The organism is Dokdonia genika, assembly GCF_042652845.1.
Lineage (GTDB): Bacteria > Bacteroidota > Bacteroidia > Flavobacteriales > Flavobacteriaceae > Dokdonia > Dokdonia donghaensis.
This window is the reverse complement of record NZ_JBHSHB010000008.1, coordinates 190780-209122: the sequence shown is the minus strand read 5'-3', so window position 1 is coordinate 209122 and position 18343 is coordinate 190780. Positions and strand designations below refer to the sequence as shown.

Here is an 18343-nt window from a genome sequence, read left to right as displayed (position 1 = left end):
TCTATGAAGATTGAAAACACCAAAGCGCAAATGCGAAAAGGCGTGCTAGAATACTGTATCCTCTCTGTATTAAAAGACGAAGATGCATATGTAGCAGAGATCTTAGGCACGCTTAAAGACGCCAAGTTGCTGGTGGTAGAGGGTACAATTTACCCGCTTCTCACTAGACTTAAAAACGCTGGTTTACTCAACTATCGCTGGGAAGAATCTACCAGTGGTCCACCACGTAAATATTATGGACTTACCGAAACGGGTAAGATATTTTTAAAAGAACTCTCAACCACTTGGGATGAGTTACAGACAGCAGTAGCCGTAGTTACATCCACTAAAACCACAAAAAAATGAACAAGACAGTTAATATAAATTTAGCAGGAGTATTTTTTCATATAGATGAGGATGCTTACGGTAAATTACAGAGATATCTCGCTGCCATCAAACGTTCTTTTGAAGGTATGCAAGGTGAAGATGAAATTATAGCAGATATAGAAGCTCGTATCTCTGAGCTATTTTCTGAGCGCATTAAAGACGAGCGCCAGGTAATAGGCTCACAAGAGCTAGACGAGGTGATTGCTGTAATGGGACAACCAGAAGATTATATGGTAGACGACGATATTTTTGAAGATGAGCCTGCAGCTAGCAGCAACTCCTCAAAAAAGTCAAAACAAGCACCACGTATCGCACAACGCCGTTTTTACAGAGATACAGATAATGCCTACATAGGCGGTGTATCTAGCGGTATGGGACACTATCTAGGTATTGATCCTTTATGGGTTCGTATAGGCTGGGTATTACTTATAGCACTTACTTGGTTTACACTAGGAGGTACAGCACTTATCTATCTTGCTCTATGGGTTTTTGTACCAGAAGCGCAAACCACGGCAGATAAACTCGCAATGCGGGGAAAGGCAGTTAACATTGACAATATCACAGAAAAAGTAAAAGAAGGATTTGAAAATGTGGCTGACACCGTAAAGAGTGTAGATTATGATAAGTATGGTAATAAAGTAAAAACAGGAGCTCAAGGTTTTTTCGGGACCATTGGTAAGATTATTATGTTTTTCTTTAAAGTCCTTGCAAAGATTATAGGGGTACTCCTTATTATAACGGGAGCTACCGTGGTTATATCTTTACTTATCACCTTCTTAACAGGTGGTGTAGTAGATCTATTTACTCCTAATCTAGCCGATTTACCGTGGGTAAATAATGAGACAGGACTGCCTATCTGGCTTGTACTTCTTCTCACATTATTTGCAGTTGGGATACCTTTCTTCTTCCTGTTTTATTTAGGACTTAAGATTGTCTCTTCTAACCTAAAATCTATGCCGGTGAGTGCAAAGCTTAGCCTCTTTGGTCTATGGCTTGTCTCTGCGATAGTAATAGGCGTATTTTCTGTAAAAGAAGCTATTAAGTATTCTAATACAGAAACTGGTAAAGTAGTAGAGCGCACAGAGCTTGCCATAACGTCAAGTGACACCCTGCGCATACAGATGCGAGAAAGTGATCGTTATGAGATTCCTTTTGGGCGATCTACTGGGTTTATGAGAACGATTAAGAGTGATACAGAAAGTGTGACTATAGAGCGTGACGTACGTCTTATTGTGAGAAGTACTAAAGATAGTAATGGCTACATCCAGATAGAAAAACGAGCAGATAACTTCACGTATGAAGAAGCACGTGAGCTAGCCTCATCTATACAGTATGATTTTAAACTAAAGGACGGTATTTTATCACTAGATGGTTTTCTTACCTCACCTACTCAAAAATCATATGGCCACTGGAATGATCGCGAGGTACAAGTGATTGTATACCTTCCAGAAGGAACTACCCTCATTGCAGATGAAAATACGTACTCATACCACCGCAATGATAGTAGGTACCGTGACATACTAGATAATGGAACAGAAGAGCAATACCTTACCGTAGGTAATGGCAAGCTTCTTTGTGACGGCTGTCCAGAAGATCGCAGTTATGATTATAATGATGATGATAACTCTTGGGAGCAATCTGGTAATGATTCTTGGGAAGAACGCAGTTATGAAGAAGGAGAAAATGCTCCAGAATGGGATCGTGAGCCAGAAGCACCCCAAGCTCCTACGCCACCAGAAGCTCCTGACACAGACGCGCTACGAAATAACTAACCTACTATGAAAAACCCAACCAATCTTCTTTGGATCCTGTTGCTACTCCCCTTGATCGGAGTGGCGCAGGTGTCTAAGGATAGCAAACTTTATAAAGAAATTCTTGCTATAGATACTGCTCTTTTTGGCTCGTATAATAATTGTGACCTCGCAACTCACGAAACTCTCATCTCAGAAGATCTTGAGTTTTATCACGACAACGGTGGACTTTCTACTAGCAAAACAGATTATATGCAGGCACTCAAGGAGAATATTTGTAATAAAGTACAGAGAACACTTACTCCAGGTACCTTTGAGGTACACGAGATAGCGGGTTTTGGCGCTGTATCACTGGGAAAACATAGTTTTCACAACCTAGTAGAAGACAGCCACTCAGAACCATCTAAGTTTATTACCATATTAAAAGACACCCCAAAAGGCTGGAAAATCACACGGGTGATAAGCTTGCACTAGCAATCTATACAACTCAGTCATAAATTATTACAGTTGGGTAGGTTACGCTTTCGCGAAAGCGGACTTATCTACATCTTTACATCATCAATCAAAAACAATCAATCAAACAAACGAACCAATCACCAAAAAAACCAATCATTATGACAACGCTCATCAAAACAATTTTAGGAATCCTTACTGCTTTACTCGTCACCTCTTGTCAGTTTGACATTAATCTAGGGCAAATGCACGGCGACGGAAATGTAGTCACAGAAGATCTCAACATCACAGAAGACTTTGACGAAGTAGTCGCTGGTAATGGCTGGGAAGTGTTTTTAGAAAAAGGAAGCACAAACGCCGTAATACTTGAAGCAGACCAAAACCTAGTAGACGCTGCCGAAATTTATGTAAAAGACGGGAAGCTTAAAATATACTGCGAAGACAACATAAAAAGTGCTACCTCAAAAAAGGTGTTTGTAACCTACTCAGAAAATCTTACTGATGTAAGCGTAAATAGTGGTGCAAGTCTCACTACAAAGGAAACACTTACTGGAGATGATATTGAATTTGACGCATCTTCTGGAGGCACAATGCGCGTACAAGTTTCTGCAAAAAATGTAGAGACAGACGTAAGTAGCGGTGGCGTGGCACGTATCTCTGGTAGTGCAGAGCGACTAGATGCTTCGGTTTCTAGTGGTGGTGTAGCGAGAATAAGTAAACTCAAATCTGTGAGTGCAAAGGCAGATGCTTCATCTGGCGGTGTGATGGACGTTTATGCTTCTCAAGATCTTAAGGTAGAGGCCTCTTCTGGAGGAATCATAAATTACTACGGTAGCCCAAGAAATGTGGATAAGCCTAAAAAAAGCTACTCTGGTGGGGTTATAAGAAGCAAGGAATAACCTTTTAAGAATAAAACTTTATAAAAAATGCCCGTTGTGAGACGGGCATTTTTTTATTACATTTCATTTCTAATTTTTCTTTTTATGAAGGCTTTTCAATTAATCACTTTACAGATATTGTGCTTGGTAATTTTCGGTTGTGATTCTAATGATTCTAAGAAAAACACATATAGCGGCTCTGATGTAGGATTTGAAAAAATTTCTGCTACACAAAGTAAAGTTCTTTTTGAAAATAAAATTAAAGAGGATTTAAAATTCAATTTCTTGTCATACCCTTACATCTTTAATGGTGCAGGTGTAGCTACAGGGGATTTAAATAATGATGGCCTTATAGATATTTACTTTACTTCTAATCAAGGACCCAACAGATTATATATCAACAAAGGTAATTTTGTATTTGAGGACATAACTCGTCAATCTGGAACCATTGATAGCGATGGGTTTAGCACGGGTGTAACTATGTTAGATATAAATAATGATGGATGGTTAGATATTTATGTTTGTAAAGCGGCATCATTAGATAATACAGAAAAGCGTAAAAACAAATTATTTATAAATAATCAAGACAATACTTTTACTGAAAGCGCTAGACAATGGGGTATTGCAGATCCTGGATTTTCAACACAAGCATATCCTTTAGATTATGATAAAGACGGTGACCTAGATCTTTATATTCTTAATTATAGAGCAGATTTTAAAAACAATTCAACTATAAGTGGAGATATACAGTCTAATATTCAAGCTGTATTTTCAGATCAACTCTATCAAAATAATGGCAACAGCTTTACTAACGTAACTATCCAATCTGGTGTTGCAAATAAAGCTTGGGGGCTTGGTGCGGCAATAGGAGATTATAACAATGACTCATACCCTGACATTTACGTTTCTAATGATTATTTAGAGCCAGATATGCTTTACATTAACCAGAAAGATGGTTCTTTCAAAAATGAAGTATTAGACAGAGTGAATCATATTGCCTTCTATAGTATGGGAGTAGATTGTAGTGATATAAATAATGATGGCAATCTTGATATATTCTCCTTAGATATGGCCTCAGAAGATCACGAGCGTAGCAAAGAGAATATGGCCACAATGAGCACTGCAAACTTTGAAAAAATGGTAGCGGTAGGATATCATCATCAGTATATGTCTAATATGCTACAAATAGGTAGTAGTACTGGAGAGTTTTACGAGTCTGCACAGCTAAGTGGAGTTTCTAAAACTGATTGGAGCTGGGCGCCACTCATTGCAGATTTAGACAATGATGGACTTAAAGATATATTTGTGACAAATGGAGTTTATAAAGATATCACAAACCAAGATTTTAAAGGAAATTTAAAAAGAATGAACTCTGAAGGAGTTGCCTTAACTCTAGATGGATTGAATGAATTAATCCCGAGTAAAAAACTTTCGAATTATCTATTTAAGAATAATGGCGATTTACACTTTGAAAATAAATCCAAAGCCTGGAATATAGACACTCCATCTCACTCTAATGGTTCTACTTATGCTGACCTTGATAACGATGGTGACTTAGACTTAGTGGTTAATAATCTGATGGAGCAAGCTCATATATATCGTAATAATACAAATAGTAACTATTTAGATATAAAATTGAAAGGACCAAAAAGTAACTTACTAGGCTTAGGCGCAAAAATCATTTTGACATCTGGAGACACCACTCAATCACAATATATGTACCTATCCCGTGGATTTGAATCTTCGGTTGCTCCGAGGGGACATTTTGGTCTTGGTAATAATAATGAAATAGATGATATAACCGTTGTCTGGCCAGATGGAAAAATAACCAACCTAGATAATGTTAAGTCTAATCAACTCATTGAAATTGATTACAAAAATGCTGTAACCTCTAAAGAGAAAACTAATATAGTTAAGATGACTGAAACTTGGAATGAATTAATTGCTACAGAACTTGGTATTGACTATGTACAAAAAGAAAATACGTTCAATGATTATGATTTACAGCTATTACTACCACATAAAAAATCAACAGTAGGCAGCCCCATAATTAAAGGAGATGTCAACAATGATGGACTAGATGATCTCTTTATAGGTAATGCATTAGGAGCTACCCCTTCATTATATATGCAATCTAAAAATGGTAAATTCATAAAAAGCAACACTGCAGTTTTAGAGAGCCAAGCAAGATATGAAGATACAGGAGCACTTTTTTTTGACGCAGATGGTGACAATGATCTTGATTTATATATAGTGAGTGGTGGATATGAACTTCCTATTAATTCACCACTATTACAAGACCGACTTTTAATAAATGACGGTAATGGAAGCTTTACTCATTCTGATGTGTTACCTGAAATGAAATCTTCAGGTAAAAGCATAACAAGTGGAGATTATGATAATGATGGAGATTTAGACTTATTTATAGGTGGCTACGTTATCCCAGGAAGATATCCTGAAGCTCCTAAATCTTATCTACTAGAAAACAATGATGGAAAATTTACTGATGTCACACAAGATAAAGCTTTGGATATGGCACAAACGGCTATGGTGAGTGATGCTGTATTTACAGATTATGATAATGATGGAGATATTGATTTGATAACGGTAGGCGAATGGTCTCCAGTACGACTTTATGATAATAACGATGGTGTCTTCAGTTCTTCAAAAAATACTTTAGATGACACAAATGGTTGGTGGCAAAGTATAAAAGTTGTAGACATTGATAATGATGGAGATCAAGATTATGTTTTAGGTAATATAGGGGGTAACAATAAATTTCATCCAACTACTAAAAAACCTTTACACATATATGCCAAAGACTTTGATGACAATGGTTCTTTTGATATTGCAATGAGTAAAATTAATAGAGGAAAGTTAGTCCCAATAAGGGGCAAAGAATGTAGCTCTGAACAAAATCCATTTTTACTAAATGAAATCAGCTCCTATAGAGAGTTTGCCACAAGTGATATGCAAAGTATTTATGGAGAAGAGAGACTATTTAATGCTCTTCACTTAACAGCAAGTACATTTAAGAGTAGTGTTTTAATTAATGATGACAATGGCGATTTTCATCTTGAGAGCCTGCCGAACAGTGCTCAAAACGGCCCTACGTTAAGTAGTGTCATTATTAATGAAAGTACTAATAAAACACTAATAGGTTTTGGAGCTATTTACGATGCTGAAGTAGAAACAGTGCGTTACGACAGTAATTTTGGATATGCATTAAATTGGAATAATGACGCTCAACTATTTGAGTACAATTCAACAAACCCTATTATAAAAGGTGATATAAAAAATACCGTTCTAATTAATATCAACGGGAAAGAACATATTCTAGCTGTTCAAAAAGATGGCCCGATTAAAGTTTTGATGCATAATTAAGAGTACCCTTTTACAACCCAGCCTTTATTTTCATAAACTGGGCTTCTAGCATTGCCATCTTTTCTTCTAGTCCATCTGCCAGTTCTGGCAATCTGTGATAGAAGACGTAGCGTATGCGCCAGAGCTCTTTAATTTCTTTTATAGGGAACTCTAGGTCGTCTATATTTTTATGATCTGCTCTTAGGGTAATAGTATTTCCAGAGAGGTAGCAACGTCTTAATACTAGTCTATCATTAAAAACGGCTAGAATGAGATGCCCATTATTGAGCTTTTTATAAACGTTTTTTGGGATGTGCTCACCTATCACAATATCCTTTGGGAAGAGACCTTTGTCATTACTACTCATCTCCAAGTTATCTACCGTAAAGGCTCTGAAGTCTTTTTCTGGATTTACGGGTAGTTGTAAGACAGGCATATCTGCTACAAAAGCTTCCCTGTCATTATATAGTAGATAATCGTTTGTGTTTTTTGGGGTGATGCAAGGTATGGTAGCAAAAGTTTCTTTTGTAATCTGCTCGTGATCTGTAGTAAGGTCTGCTTTAAATTTGAGTAAACTATTTACGGTAAGCTCTTTTGTAAGCAAGTCATCTATAGGAATGCTAAAATAATTAGCAATTTTAATTACCGTATCTATTTTAGGTTCACTCCTGCCCTCCTCATAAGCCCCTAACGTCCCTCTTTTCAGGTCAAAGAGCTCTGCAAACGACTGCTGACTAAGCGTCTTTACGGTTCTTATTTTTCGAATATTTTTACCAAAGAATGACATATTTTGCTAATTTTATTTGCAAATGACAAAATTGTTTGTATATTTACCTAACAATTTTAGCAAAAAGAATTCACTTGTGCTAATTTATTTAGCTTTTTCGCGAAAGCGTAATAGCATCATCAAACATTCATCAATCAAAAATCAAACATTATGACCACTTTAATTATTTACATCCTGAGCCACTTATAAACAATTGGGTATTTACAGAGACAAGTTTTCGTATTATTAACCTTCCAATGTATTGGAACACAACATTGACACTCTTTATGAAGAACCACTTTACAATTACTCGAGATTTTTTATTAGAACTCAACTTTAATATCACTACAGAAAATACGGCAGATGGTATTATGGTTGTACAAAAGGAAAACTCAGGTATCAAAAACCTGATTCTGGGCATTGCTCCTCCTATTCTAATTATCGAGCAATTTATTTTTACCATCAATAACCAGTCAGAAAAGATTTTTAAAAGCCTGCTGCAAAAAAACCGAGATATCATACACGGCGCTTTTGTACTAGATGATACTGGTAAAAAGGTCATCTTTAGAGATACCCTACAGATAGAAAATCTTGACCTCAACGAGCTAGAGGGTAGCTTGAACTCCCTGAGTTTACTTATGAGTGAGTACTCAGAACAGATTATAGAATTTTCAAAATATTAAAAAACGACATTATGAACATATTTAAACGACTTTTTAAAATAGGACAAGCAGAGGCAAATGCATCTATAGATAATATGGAAGATCCTATCAAGATGACAGAACAAGGCATACGAGATATGAAAGAAGATCTTGCCAAAAGTGTAGAAGCAATGGCACAAGTAAAAGCAATGGCCATACGCGCAAAAAACGAGCGTGACGAGCACGATGCAAAAGCAAAAGACTACGAGAGCAAAGCCATCGCTATTCTTAAAAAAGCACACGCTGGGTCTATGGATGCCGCAGAGGCAGATAGACTAGCCAAAGAAGCGCTAGCCAAAAAAGAAGAAGCACAGTCACACGCTACGCGCGCTGGTGAGGATACTTCAAAATTTGAAGGCAATGTAGCGCAACTACAAGGTACTATCCAGACTATTAAAGACAACATAAGCAACTGGGAGAACGAGCTTAAAACACTCAAGGCACGTGTAAAAGTGAGCGATGCTACTAAGAATGTAAATAAGCAAATGGCGGCCCTAGATAACACTGGTACCGTGAGTATGCTAGAACGTATGAAAGAAAAAGTAGCGCAAGAAGAAGCACTTGCAGAGGCTTATGGAGACATCGCAGATACTAATAAAAATATAGATGATGAGATAAACGCCGCTGCAGATACTAGCGAGGAGAAAGTAGATGACGAGCTTGCAAAACTTAAAGAACAATTAGGGCTAGGTAAAGACAACGCCTAGCCATCATAAACCTTAAAACCATCAACCATTGGACAACTTTATAAATCTCATATTTTCAGAAGTTAATATCATCTTGAGCGTCTTATTGATACTCTTGATCATTTACTGGGTACTTACCTCGGTGAGCGGTATTGATTTTGACTACGATATGGACATCGACATAGATCTCGATGTAGATGTAGATGCAGATTTTGACATCAACACCGTAGACTCTGGTAGTATGGATTTTGAAGATGTCTCAAGCGCAGAGGTAGACAGGTCACACGTTGTAAATAAAAGACGTAAACCGCTTAAGTGGTGGCAAGTATTTTTAATTTACTTCAACTTTGTAGGTCTTCCATTTATGTTCACCTTTACGGTATGGGTATTTTTATGGTGGCTTTGCACCCTAGTAACCACAAGTATTACCGGTAGCTATGCAACTAGTTTTGGTTACATACTTATGTTGAGCTGTATGATCCCTGCTTTGTTCCTTACTAAGATATTTACCACTCCATTTAAGTCATTTTTCAAAAATTTGAATAAAGATGGTGATAAGGCTACAGACTTTTTAGGTCGTGACGCAGTGTTGCTATCTACCATTTCTGGAGATAAGATGGGTAATGCAGAGGTACTAGCAGATGGGAACCCTATGAGTATTTATGTAAAATCACTAGATGGGTCAGAAATACGCTTTCGCGAAAGCGTACTCATCATCAAACAGTCACCAGATAAAAATTACTTTTTAGTCAGCAAATATTAATTAAGCGTATACACGCACATTCATAATCAACCAAAAACAAAAATCATCAATTTTATGGAAAACCTACCATCTATCGCCATCGCCCTCGTTGTGGGTATTGTGGCACTCATTGTTATTTACTTCCTCATCATCGCGATGTTCTACAAAAAGGTACATCAAGGTCAAGCCTTGGTTCGTACAGGTTTTGGCGGGACAAAAGTAGCGACAGATAAAGGTCTCTATGTGGTTCCTGTCTTTCACCGTGTAGAAGTAATGGATATTTCTGTAAAGAAAATCCAGATTGAGCGTCTTGCATCAGAGGGTCTTATTTGTAAAGACAATATGCGTGCAGATATCAAGGTAGCCTTCTTTGTACGTGTAAATAATGAAGTAGAGTACATTAAGAAAGTAGCTCAAACCATAGGTGTGCAACGTGCATCACGTCAAGAAACGCTAGAAGAGCTTTTCGAAGCAAAATTTTCTGAAGCGCTTAAAACCGTGGGTAAAAAGTTTGACTTTATACAGCTTTATGAGGCTCGTCGTGAGTTTCGCGATGAGATTGTAGACATTATAGGTACAGATCTTAATGGATATACTCTTGAAGATTGTGCGATAGATTACCTAGAGCAAACTGCAGTCACACATCTTAAGGCAGATAACATCCTTGATGCAGAAGGTATTAAGAAAATCACAGATCTTACAGCTGCACAAAACATCAAGGCAAACCTTATTAAACGTGATGAGGAGAAAGTAATACGCAAGCAAGATGTAGAGGCTCGCGAGGCGATACTAGAACTAGATAAGCAACTCGCCGAAAAAGAAGAACAGCAAAAACGTGAGATCTCAAACATAAAATCTCGTGAAGAGGCAGAGATTCTTAAAGTTGCCGAAGAAGAGCGTCTTAAGTCTGAAACAGCTCGCATTGCTACCGAAGAAAAAGTAAAAGTAGCCGAAGAAAATATGCAACGCCAGATTATCGTTGCTGAGAAAAACAAGCAACGTACAGACAAGGTGGAGACAGAGCGTGTGGAGAAAGACCGTATGCTAGAACTTACCGAGAGAGAGCGCGTAGTAACGCTGGCTCAAATCGAAAAAGAGAAAGTTGTTGAAGTTGAGAAAAAGAACATTCAAGATGTGATACGCGACCGCGTGATGCTAGAGAAAGGTGTGGTAGAGGAGCAAGAAAATATGAAAGATATTGAGGCTTTTAAAACTGCAGACCGTTCTAAGCAAGTAGCAATCACAAATGCAGAGGCAGCAGCTCAAGAAGATCTTATTAAGACCATAAAAGCAGCCGAAGCATCAAAAGAAGCAGCAAAACAAAAAGCCGAAGAAATTAATATCGAAGCACTAGCGCATAAAGAAGCAAGTGAGAAAGAGGCAGATGCACGTAAAATTCTTGCCGAAGCACAAGCTAAAGAAGAAGCAACTGTAGGTATGTCTGAGGCACAAGTAATGCACGCTAAGGCAGATGCAAATGAGCGTCAAGGTATTGTTGAGGCAACTGTTATCGAGAAAAAGGCACTTGCAGAAGCTGCCGGAATTGAAGCAAAAGCTGAGGCAAAACGTAAGGATGGTCTTGCAGAGGCAGATGTAATTAAAGAGAAAGCCCTTGCAGATGCCGCAGGTATCGAAGAGAAGGCAAATGCTATGAAGAAACTTGACGGTGTAGGTAAAGAACACGAAGAGTTTAAACTACGTCTTGACAAAGAACTTCAAGTAGATCTTGCAGAGATTAATATCCAGAAAGATATTGCAGATGCGCAAGCACAAGTTATAGGCGATGCTCTTAAAGCTGCAAATATTGATATTGTAGGTGGTGAGACAATGTTCTTTGACCAGATTATAGGGCAAATTACAAAGGCCAAAGGTTATGACAGACTTGTACACCACTCAGAAACGGTGACAGAGGTAAAAGATGCCATTTTAGGTAGTGATGATGTAAAAGGAAACTTGCTTGAAAAAGTAAAAGAATTTGCAGATAAGTACGGCATCTCTTCTGAGGATCTTAAAAATGTGACCATCGCAAACTTACTGATGGATTTAAAATCTAAATCTTCAGACAGCGATGAGCAAACCTTATTCAGTAACCTATTTAACCTTGCAAAAGGATTAGGATTATCTGATAAGAAACTGAAATAAAACTCAGTAAACAACGGCAGCTTGCACCCAGTGAGATGGCAAGCTGCTGGTTGTTTTTACGCTTTCGCGAAAGCGTAATTACTACTACATCTCACAACTTTCATCACAAGAATCAATCAACAAACCAACGATTAGTTTCCAACATTTATGGCAAACGAAACTCCAGATATACAACCTAAAGCAACGCAAACTCTTGACGGCGGCACCTATGAGATTATACAAGGTAGACTGCAAAAACAAAAAACCGACTTACAAAAGCGGCTACAAGAACTTAACGAGGAGCGTAAAAATGTTTTTGGTTCACTAGAAACAAAGCTCATTGCAAATGACCGTATCAATACAGAAAATAACTGTATTGCTCGTGATATTGTGTCGCTTAAAAACTTGTGTTTATTTGGCTACAATGTGCATTTTGGACTACGCACAGACATACACTTAGGAGATGTTTTTAGCGCCTATGAGTTTAAAGACAATCGTTTTGAACCTCGTGATCTTTCACTTTTACAAGACGACACTTTTCTACTAGACTTTGCAAATCTGTACAAGTATTACCGTAATACCATCTTTTCAAAGTTTGCGATTATAGGTAACTACCTGTATATGGTATTTCAGCTTAGTGATAGTGTTACAGATATTAAAACATTTAAGTGGCTCATAAAAGAAGATACGTTACAGTATGTAGATAACCGTAGTGAGCACGAGTATCGCTTCCCACAGCAACACGATTTTAAGTGGCAAGGGGCTACGCGTGATATGCACCGTTATGGTGAGCACGCTCACGTTTCTATTTTAGACAAGGTGTTTGTAGAGACTATAGGTGGTGATCTTACCATAAAAATAGAAGATAATACAGACCAGGGTAAAGGAATACTAGATGAGCCGGTAGAGCTTATAGACCAGACACTAGATGATGGTCAGTATCGCTATGCAGATTTGGGTAACCTACTTGCACTAGAGATTAAACCCTTTCAAGAAGAGCCTCGCTATTTTGTATTTAATAACAAACTAAAGGAAGTTCAAAAAATACAGAGTGTTAAGGACACCTGTGTCTTGCTTCCAGATGATCAAGGCATTATTTTCCCAACAGGCTACTACTTACAAACAGGAGAATACAACATTTTTGATAATGCCATCCCAAATGTAAAATTTCAGCAGAAGGTGAGTTCGCCTAACGGGGAGGACTTTTTATATGTCTTTTACTCGCCAGAAGAGGCGCTTTACAACTTGATGTCATATAATGTGATTACTCAAGAGATAAAAACTCCTATTATCTGTAATGGTTTTACCGTATTGCAAGATGGTCAGCTATGCTATTTTAGAACCGAAAATGAGCAGACTAAGCATCACGTGATACAGATCTGGCAAACCCCATTTTTAAAGGGTGACTATATGCCTTCTCAGCACGAAGACACCCTGCTTTATAAAATAGGAAACAAAGATATTGTAAAAGCGATGGCAGAGGTAAATAGCCTCATCACACTGCTCAATAAAGAAGATAATTACGACGGACTGTATAGCGATATTGCTAAGTTCTCAAAAGATATACTTGATGCATATTACTGGCTTCCAGAAGCCGAAACCAAGCAACTCAACGTACCACTTGCAGAAATAAATGGAGCTGCAAATGCCGCTATAGATGAGTTTCAAAAAGTAGTACAGCTCAAGCGTAACGCTGCCAAACAAACTAAAGAAGTTGAGACTAAAGCCTCTGAGATTTTTGGCAAAATAAAAAGCACCTCTTTTAAATCTATTAATGATTTTGTGGCGCTGCTCACGCAGTTGCGATCATTGCGTGGAGAGACCATCTCGCTTAATGACATACGCTATGTAGATCCCACTTTCGTGAAAACGCTAGAGGAAGAAATTGCTGTGCAAACACAAAAAATTTCTGAGAAGTGTGTACAGTTCTTACTAGATGACAAAGCGTTAAAACCGTATCACGATGCCGTAGCCGAAAAGAAACAGGCGATGGATGGCATCAAGAAAGTAATTGAAGCCAAAAAACTCGAAGAAGAAGTAAACCAGATTGCAACAGATCTTGAGTTACTTATCGACATTGTTTCAAATCTTGATATAGAAGACACCTCCCACTCTACTAAGATAATTGATGATATCTCGCTCATTTTTGCAACTATCAATCAGTTAAAGGCTGGGATTAAGAATAAGAAAAAATCACTGGGAAGTGCAGAAGCACAAGCCGACTTTGCTGCCCAACTGAAGCTTATTGATCAAAGTATCATAAACTATCTAGATATTGCCACCACGCCAGAAAAGTGTGATGAGTTCCAGACTAAAATCTCTATCCAGCTAGAAGAGCTAGAAGGAAAGTTTGCAGACTGGGATGAGTTTATCACGCTCATTATTGAAAAGCGCGAGGAAGTATACGGAGCTTTTGAAGCACGTAAAAATGCACTTATAGAAAAGCGCAATAAAAAAGCAATGGCATTAAAAAATGCCTCAGAACGCATTTTAAAAGGCGTACGTAAAAAAGCCGAAAGCTTTAAAACAGCTTCGGAAATAAACGGATACTTTGCCGCAGACCTTATGATTAATAAGGTACGCGATATCATACAGCAACTTAAAGAGCAAGAAGATACTGGGAAGGCAGAAGAGATTGAGACTGGACTTAAAACAGCTCGTGAAGATGCGCTGCGCAAGCTCAAAGACAAACTAGATCTCTATGAAGATGGAGATACGGTGATACGACTTGGTAAACATAAATTTGGTGTAAACAAGCAGCCGCTTGACCTCACTATCGTGCTTAAAGACGGCGCGCTTAACTATCACCTCACAGGTACCGATTTTTATCAAGAACTCTCAAACGAGACCCTTCTCGCCTCTCGTCACATCCGGGATCAAGAATTTGTATCAGAAACTAGCGAGGTGTACCGCAGTGCCTACCTAGCTTACAAATTATTTAATAAACTAGATAAGCACACCCTACTAGAAGCTGGTGATGACACGCTACTTGCTATAGTGCAAGAGGAAAGCCGCAATGATTATGCAGAGGGCTATGTAAAAGGGGTGCACGATATAGATGCGACTAAAATTTTAAAGGTACTCGTACACAAACACAACGAGCTAGGACTACTCACCTACGCTCCAGAAATTAGAGCTTATGCACAGTATTTCTGGAACAGCATTGAGCCAAGCACTCAAAAAACGCTTAACCAGTCTATAAAGGCTTCGGGAGAGGTGCTGCAGTTTTTTCCAGATGCAAAGGAGTACCAATTTATCTTAGATACTTTAAGTGAGGAGATACACGCTTTCGCGAAAGCAGAGTCCCTTTTCTCACCCGAGTTAAGTCAGACCATTGCGACCTACATCTTTGATGAGCTTCAAGGCGACACAGAGTTTGTGCGTAGTAGTGTTGCGGTACGTTTAAAAGACGCTTTCGCGAAAGCGTTAAAACAACAACAGGCAGACCTTAAGTTTAAGAAAAGTTATGAGTCACTTCCTAGCTTGAAAGGGAAAGTACAGCTCGTAAAACAGTGGGTGACGGCATTTGTAAACACCCAAGAAAGCATAACCGATGTGCGCTACGTAGATGAAGTGGTGTGTTTACTACTCTTTGAAGATGAGTCGGTTTTAAAAACAAAAGCGGCTTCTCCAAATGAGAAAATTACTGGCTTAAGCGGTGATCACAGCACGATAACCGAAGGTGTTTTTAACTTTAACTACCACGACTTTACGGCAAGGCTCAACTTATTTGTAACAGAGCAAGTACCCGCATTTGAAACATTTAAGAAAGCAAAACACACGGTTACTGAAGAGTTAAAAGAAGCTTTAAAACTGGACGAATTTAAGCCAAGGGTGCTTACATCCTTTGTGCGTAACAAGCTGATTGACCAAGTGTATTTCCCATTGTTTGGTGATAACCTTGCAAAGCAATTAGGAACCGTGGGCGATAATAAACGTACCGACCGTATGGGTATGTTGCTGCTCATCTCTCCACCAGGATACGGAAAAACCACCCTGATGGAATATATCGCAAACCGTCTAGGTCTTGTTTTTGTAAAAATTAACGGCCCAGCGATAGGTCACGAAGTTACGTCTGTAGATCCAGAAAGTGCTACAAATAGCGCTGCTCGTGAAGAGCTCAAAAAACTCAACGTCGCTTTTGAAATGGGTAACAATGTGATGCTATATCTAGACGATATACAGCACTGTAATCCTGAGTTTTTACAGAAATTCATCTCCTTGTCTGACGGTACACGTAAGATAGAAGGTGTGTACAACGGGAAGTCAAAAACCTATGACCTCCGTAGCAAGAAATTCTGTGTGATTATGGCGGGTAACCCGTATACAGAGAGTGGAGAGAAATTTCGTATACCAGATATGCTTGCAAACAGGGCAGATATTTATAACCTGGGAGACATCATAGGAGATACAGAACACCTGTTTAAGCTGAGTCTTATCGAGAACTCGCTCACTGCAAATCCGCTATTGCAGCAGTTAAGTAGTAGTCATTTTGAAGATGTGTATACCTTAATAGACCGCATAGAAAATGGGACTCAAGATAGTCAGCTCATAGGAAATCACACTGCTCAAGAAGTGGCAGATTATACAAAGGTACTAGAGAAGGTAATCACCATACGTAACACGGTGCTCAAGGTAAATGCAGAATACATACGCAGTGCCGCACAAGAAGATGCCTATCGTACAGAGCCTTCTTTTAAACTACAGGGATCATACCGTGATATGAACAAACTGGTAGCCAAAGTAGTCCCTATAATGAATGAAAAAGAACTAGACACATTACTCCTATCGCATTATGAAAGTGAGTCACAAACACTCACTTCAAGTGCAGAGGCAAACCTCCTAAAGTACCGCGAACTCATAAATGCACTAGATGAAACACAGCAACAGCGCTGGAACACGATGAAAGAAACCTTTGTAAAAAATAATAAACTCAAAGGTTTTGGTGACAAGAACGAGATGGCACAAGTACTCTCTCAAATGATGGAGTTTACCGAGAATCTAGAAGGGATAAAAAAGGCGCTTGAGAAGGGGTTGGAGAAATGATTTTAAAAACACCTCCCTAGCCCCTCTTCAAAGAGGGGAATACTCATCAGAACTTTCATTTTGCTTCGCAAAATAATCGCAACAGTGTCCCTCTTTGAAGAGGGAGTCAGGGAGATGTCCGCAAAGAATCACAAACAAAAAAAACGACAGCTCTCGCTGTCGTTTTTAAATTCTATATAAGGTATGTCCTTTACTGACGTGCAGCTGGAACCTCATCCACATAAGTTGAGCCTACTCCTGGCTCGTCTTGTGGAAGCTCGTCTTTTGACGCTAGGTAACGCTCTGCGTCTAGTGCAGCCATACATCCTGTTCCGGCAGCGGTAATTGCTTGACGGTACACGTGATCTGCTGCATCTCCAGATACGAATACTCCTGGTACATTTGTTTTAGAAGTTCCTGGTGTATTGATGATATACCCAGTCTCATCTAAATCTAAGTAGTCCTTAAAGATATCTGTGTTAGGCTTATGTCCTATCGCTACAAAAAATCCTGTTGCTGGGATATCGTGCTCCTCACCAGTTACATTATTCTTTACTCTTGCTCCTGTTACTCCTACATCGTCACCTAGCACCTCAACAGTTTCTGTGTTGAAAAGGATTTCGATGTTTTCTGTTTTCTGTACACGAGCAGCCATAATTTTTGATGCTCTAAACTCGTCACGACGTACGAGCATTGTTACTTTCTTACATAATTTAGAAAGGTAGTGTGCCTCCTCACAAGCGCTATCTCCAGCACCTACAATTATGGTTTCTTGGCCACGGTAAAAGAATCCGTCGCAAACGGCACAGGCAGATACACCTCCACCCATTTTTAAATACTTCTGCTCAGAAGGTAATCCTAAATATTTTGCACTCGCTCCTGTAGATATAATCACAGACTCTGCGTGTATTTCCTTTTCTCCATTGATCCACGCTTTGTGCACATCTCCAGAAAAATCTACTTTAGTCACCCATCCGTCACGTACATCTGTATCAAAACGCTGTGCTTGTTTCATTAACTGCACCATCATTTCTGGTCCAGTCACACCATCTACATAACCAGGGAAGTTCTCCACCTCGTTAGTCGTGGTAAGCTGTCCTCCTGGCTGCTGCCCTTGGTAAAGAACTGGTGCCATATTTGCACGTGCTGCATAAATTGCTGCGGTATATCCCGCTGGTCCTGAACCTATGATAAGGCATTTTACTTTTTCTACTGACATACTGTATTATTTTTAAGCTTTCGCGAAAGCGTAATAAACACTTTTACAATCGCACAATTCTTATTTATATCTTCCTTACAAAAGTAGGTTTTACAAGCCAAACCTTACAATCAAGTTATCAAGAAAACGAATGGCTTTATCACCAAAAGTGATATAACTCATCACGAGCATACTCTTGCATAGATTAAAGATAAGATTCTAACCTCTAACACGTGTTTTCAAATTGTTAATACATCATAGAGTGTGGTGATAATTCTGTAATTTGCCGTTAA

Annotated in this window: 12 protein-coding genes; 10 read left to right on the top strand and 2 right to left on the bottom strand. The window is 38.7% G+C overall.

What is annotated here, in order from left to right; all coding sequences use genetic code 11:
- The first annotated feature begins 3 nt into the window (after window positions 1–3).
- From ACFO5T_RS04835 to ACFO5T_RS04815, 5 genes are all read left to right on the top strand, one after another.
- Complete coding sequence (locus ACFO5T_RS04835) at window positions 4–345, top strand: PadR family transcriptional regulator (RefSeq protein ID WP_021778399.1); 342 nt, start codon at window positions 4–6, stop codon at window positions 343–345.
- Window positions 342–2138, top strand: coding sequence for a PspC domain-containing protein (locus tag ACFO5T_RS04830; protein ID WP_380032497.1), 1797 nt, complete (start codon window positions 342–344; stop codon window positions 2136–2138). Before ACFO5T_RS04835 ends, ACFO5T_RS04830 begins: the two co-directional genes overlap by 4 nt.
- Before the next feature lie 6 nt (window positions 2139–2144).
- Window positions 2145–2591 carry a nuclear transport factor 2 family protein gene (locus ACFO5T_RS04825; RefSeq protein ID WP_380032495.1) on the top strand — a complete coding sequence of 149 codons (447 nt, stop codon included), beginning with the start codon at window positions 2145–2147 and terminating at the stop codon, window positions 2589–2591.
- A gap of 140 nt (window positions 2592–2731) precedes the next feature.
- Window positions 2732–3469, top strand: coding sequence for a head GIN domain-containing protein (locus ACFO5T_RS04820; protein ID WP_380032493.1), 738 nt, complete (start codon window positions 2732–2734; stop codon window positions 3467–3469).
- 264 nt (window positions 3470–3733) lie between these two features.
- On the top strand, window positions 3734–6832 hold the full coding sequence (locus ACFO5T_RS04815; RefSeq protein ID WP_380032491.1) for a VCBS repeat-containing protein: 3099 nt from the start codon (window positions 3734–3736) through the stop codon (window positions 6830–6832).
- Between the two features lie 10 nt (window positions 6833–6842).
- Here ACFO5T_RS04815 and ACFO5T_RS04810 read toward each other — a convergent pair whose 3' ends face one another.
- Entirely contained in the window at window positions 6843–7598 is a 756-nt protein-coding gene (locus ACFO5T_RS04810; protein WP_380032489.1) for a helix-turn-helix domain-containing protein, read from the bottom strand.
- A gap of 266 nt (window positions 7599–7864) precedes the next feature.
- On the opposite strand from ACFO5T_RS04810, the gene ACFO5T_RS04805 reads away from it, so the two are divergent.
- From ACFO5T_RS04805 to ACFO5T_RS04785, 5 genes are all read left to right on the top strand, one after another.
- Window positions 7865–8260, top strand: a complete 396-nt coding sequence (locus tag ACFO5T_RS04805) for a type III secretion system chaperone family protein (protein ID WP_035334318.1) — start codon at window positions 7865–7867, stop codon at window positions 8258–8260.
- A gap of 11 nt (window positions 8261–8271) precedes the next feature.
- The gene (locus ACFO5T_RS04800; protein ID WP_380032487.1) at window positions 8272–8985 is read left to right on the top strand and encodes a PspA/IM30 family protein; all 714 of its coding nucleotides are present in this window, start codon (window positions 8272–8274) and stop codon (window positions 8983–8985) included.
- A gap of 28 nt (window positions 8986–9013) precedes the next feature.
- Complete coding sequence (locus ACFO5T_RS04795) at window positions 9014–9727, top strand: hypothetical protein (RefSeq protein WP_021778392.1); 714 nt, start codon at window positions 9014–9016, stop codon at window positions 9725–9727.
- A gap of 54 nt (window positions 9728–9781) precedes the next feature.
- Window positions 9782–11848, top strand: a complete 2067-nt coding sequence (locus tag ACFO5T_RS04790; protein WP_021778391.1) for a flotillin family protein — start codon at window positions 9782–9784, stop codon at window positions 11846–11848.
- Window positions 11849–11995: 147 nt separating this feature from the next.
- On the top strand, window positions 11996–16873 hold the full coding sequence (locus ACFO5T_RS04785) for a DNA repair ATPase (protein WP_380032485.1): 4878 nt from the start codon (window positions 11996–11998) through the stop codon (window positions 16871–16873).
- Window positions 16874–17063: 190 nt separating this feature from the next.
- Here the strand turns inward: ACFO5T_RS04785 and trxB are convergent, their stop codons facing one another.
- Entirely contained in the window at window positions 17064–18071 is a 1008-nt protein-coding gene (gene trxB / locus ACFO5T_RS04780; RefSeq protein WP_021778389.1) for a thioredoxin-disulfide reductase, read from the bottom strand.
- Between the last annotated feature and the right edge of the window lie 272 nt (window positions 18072–18343).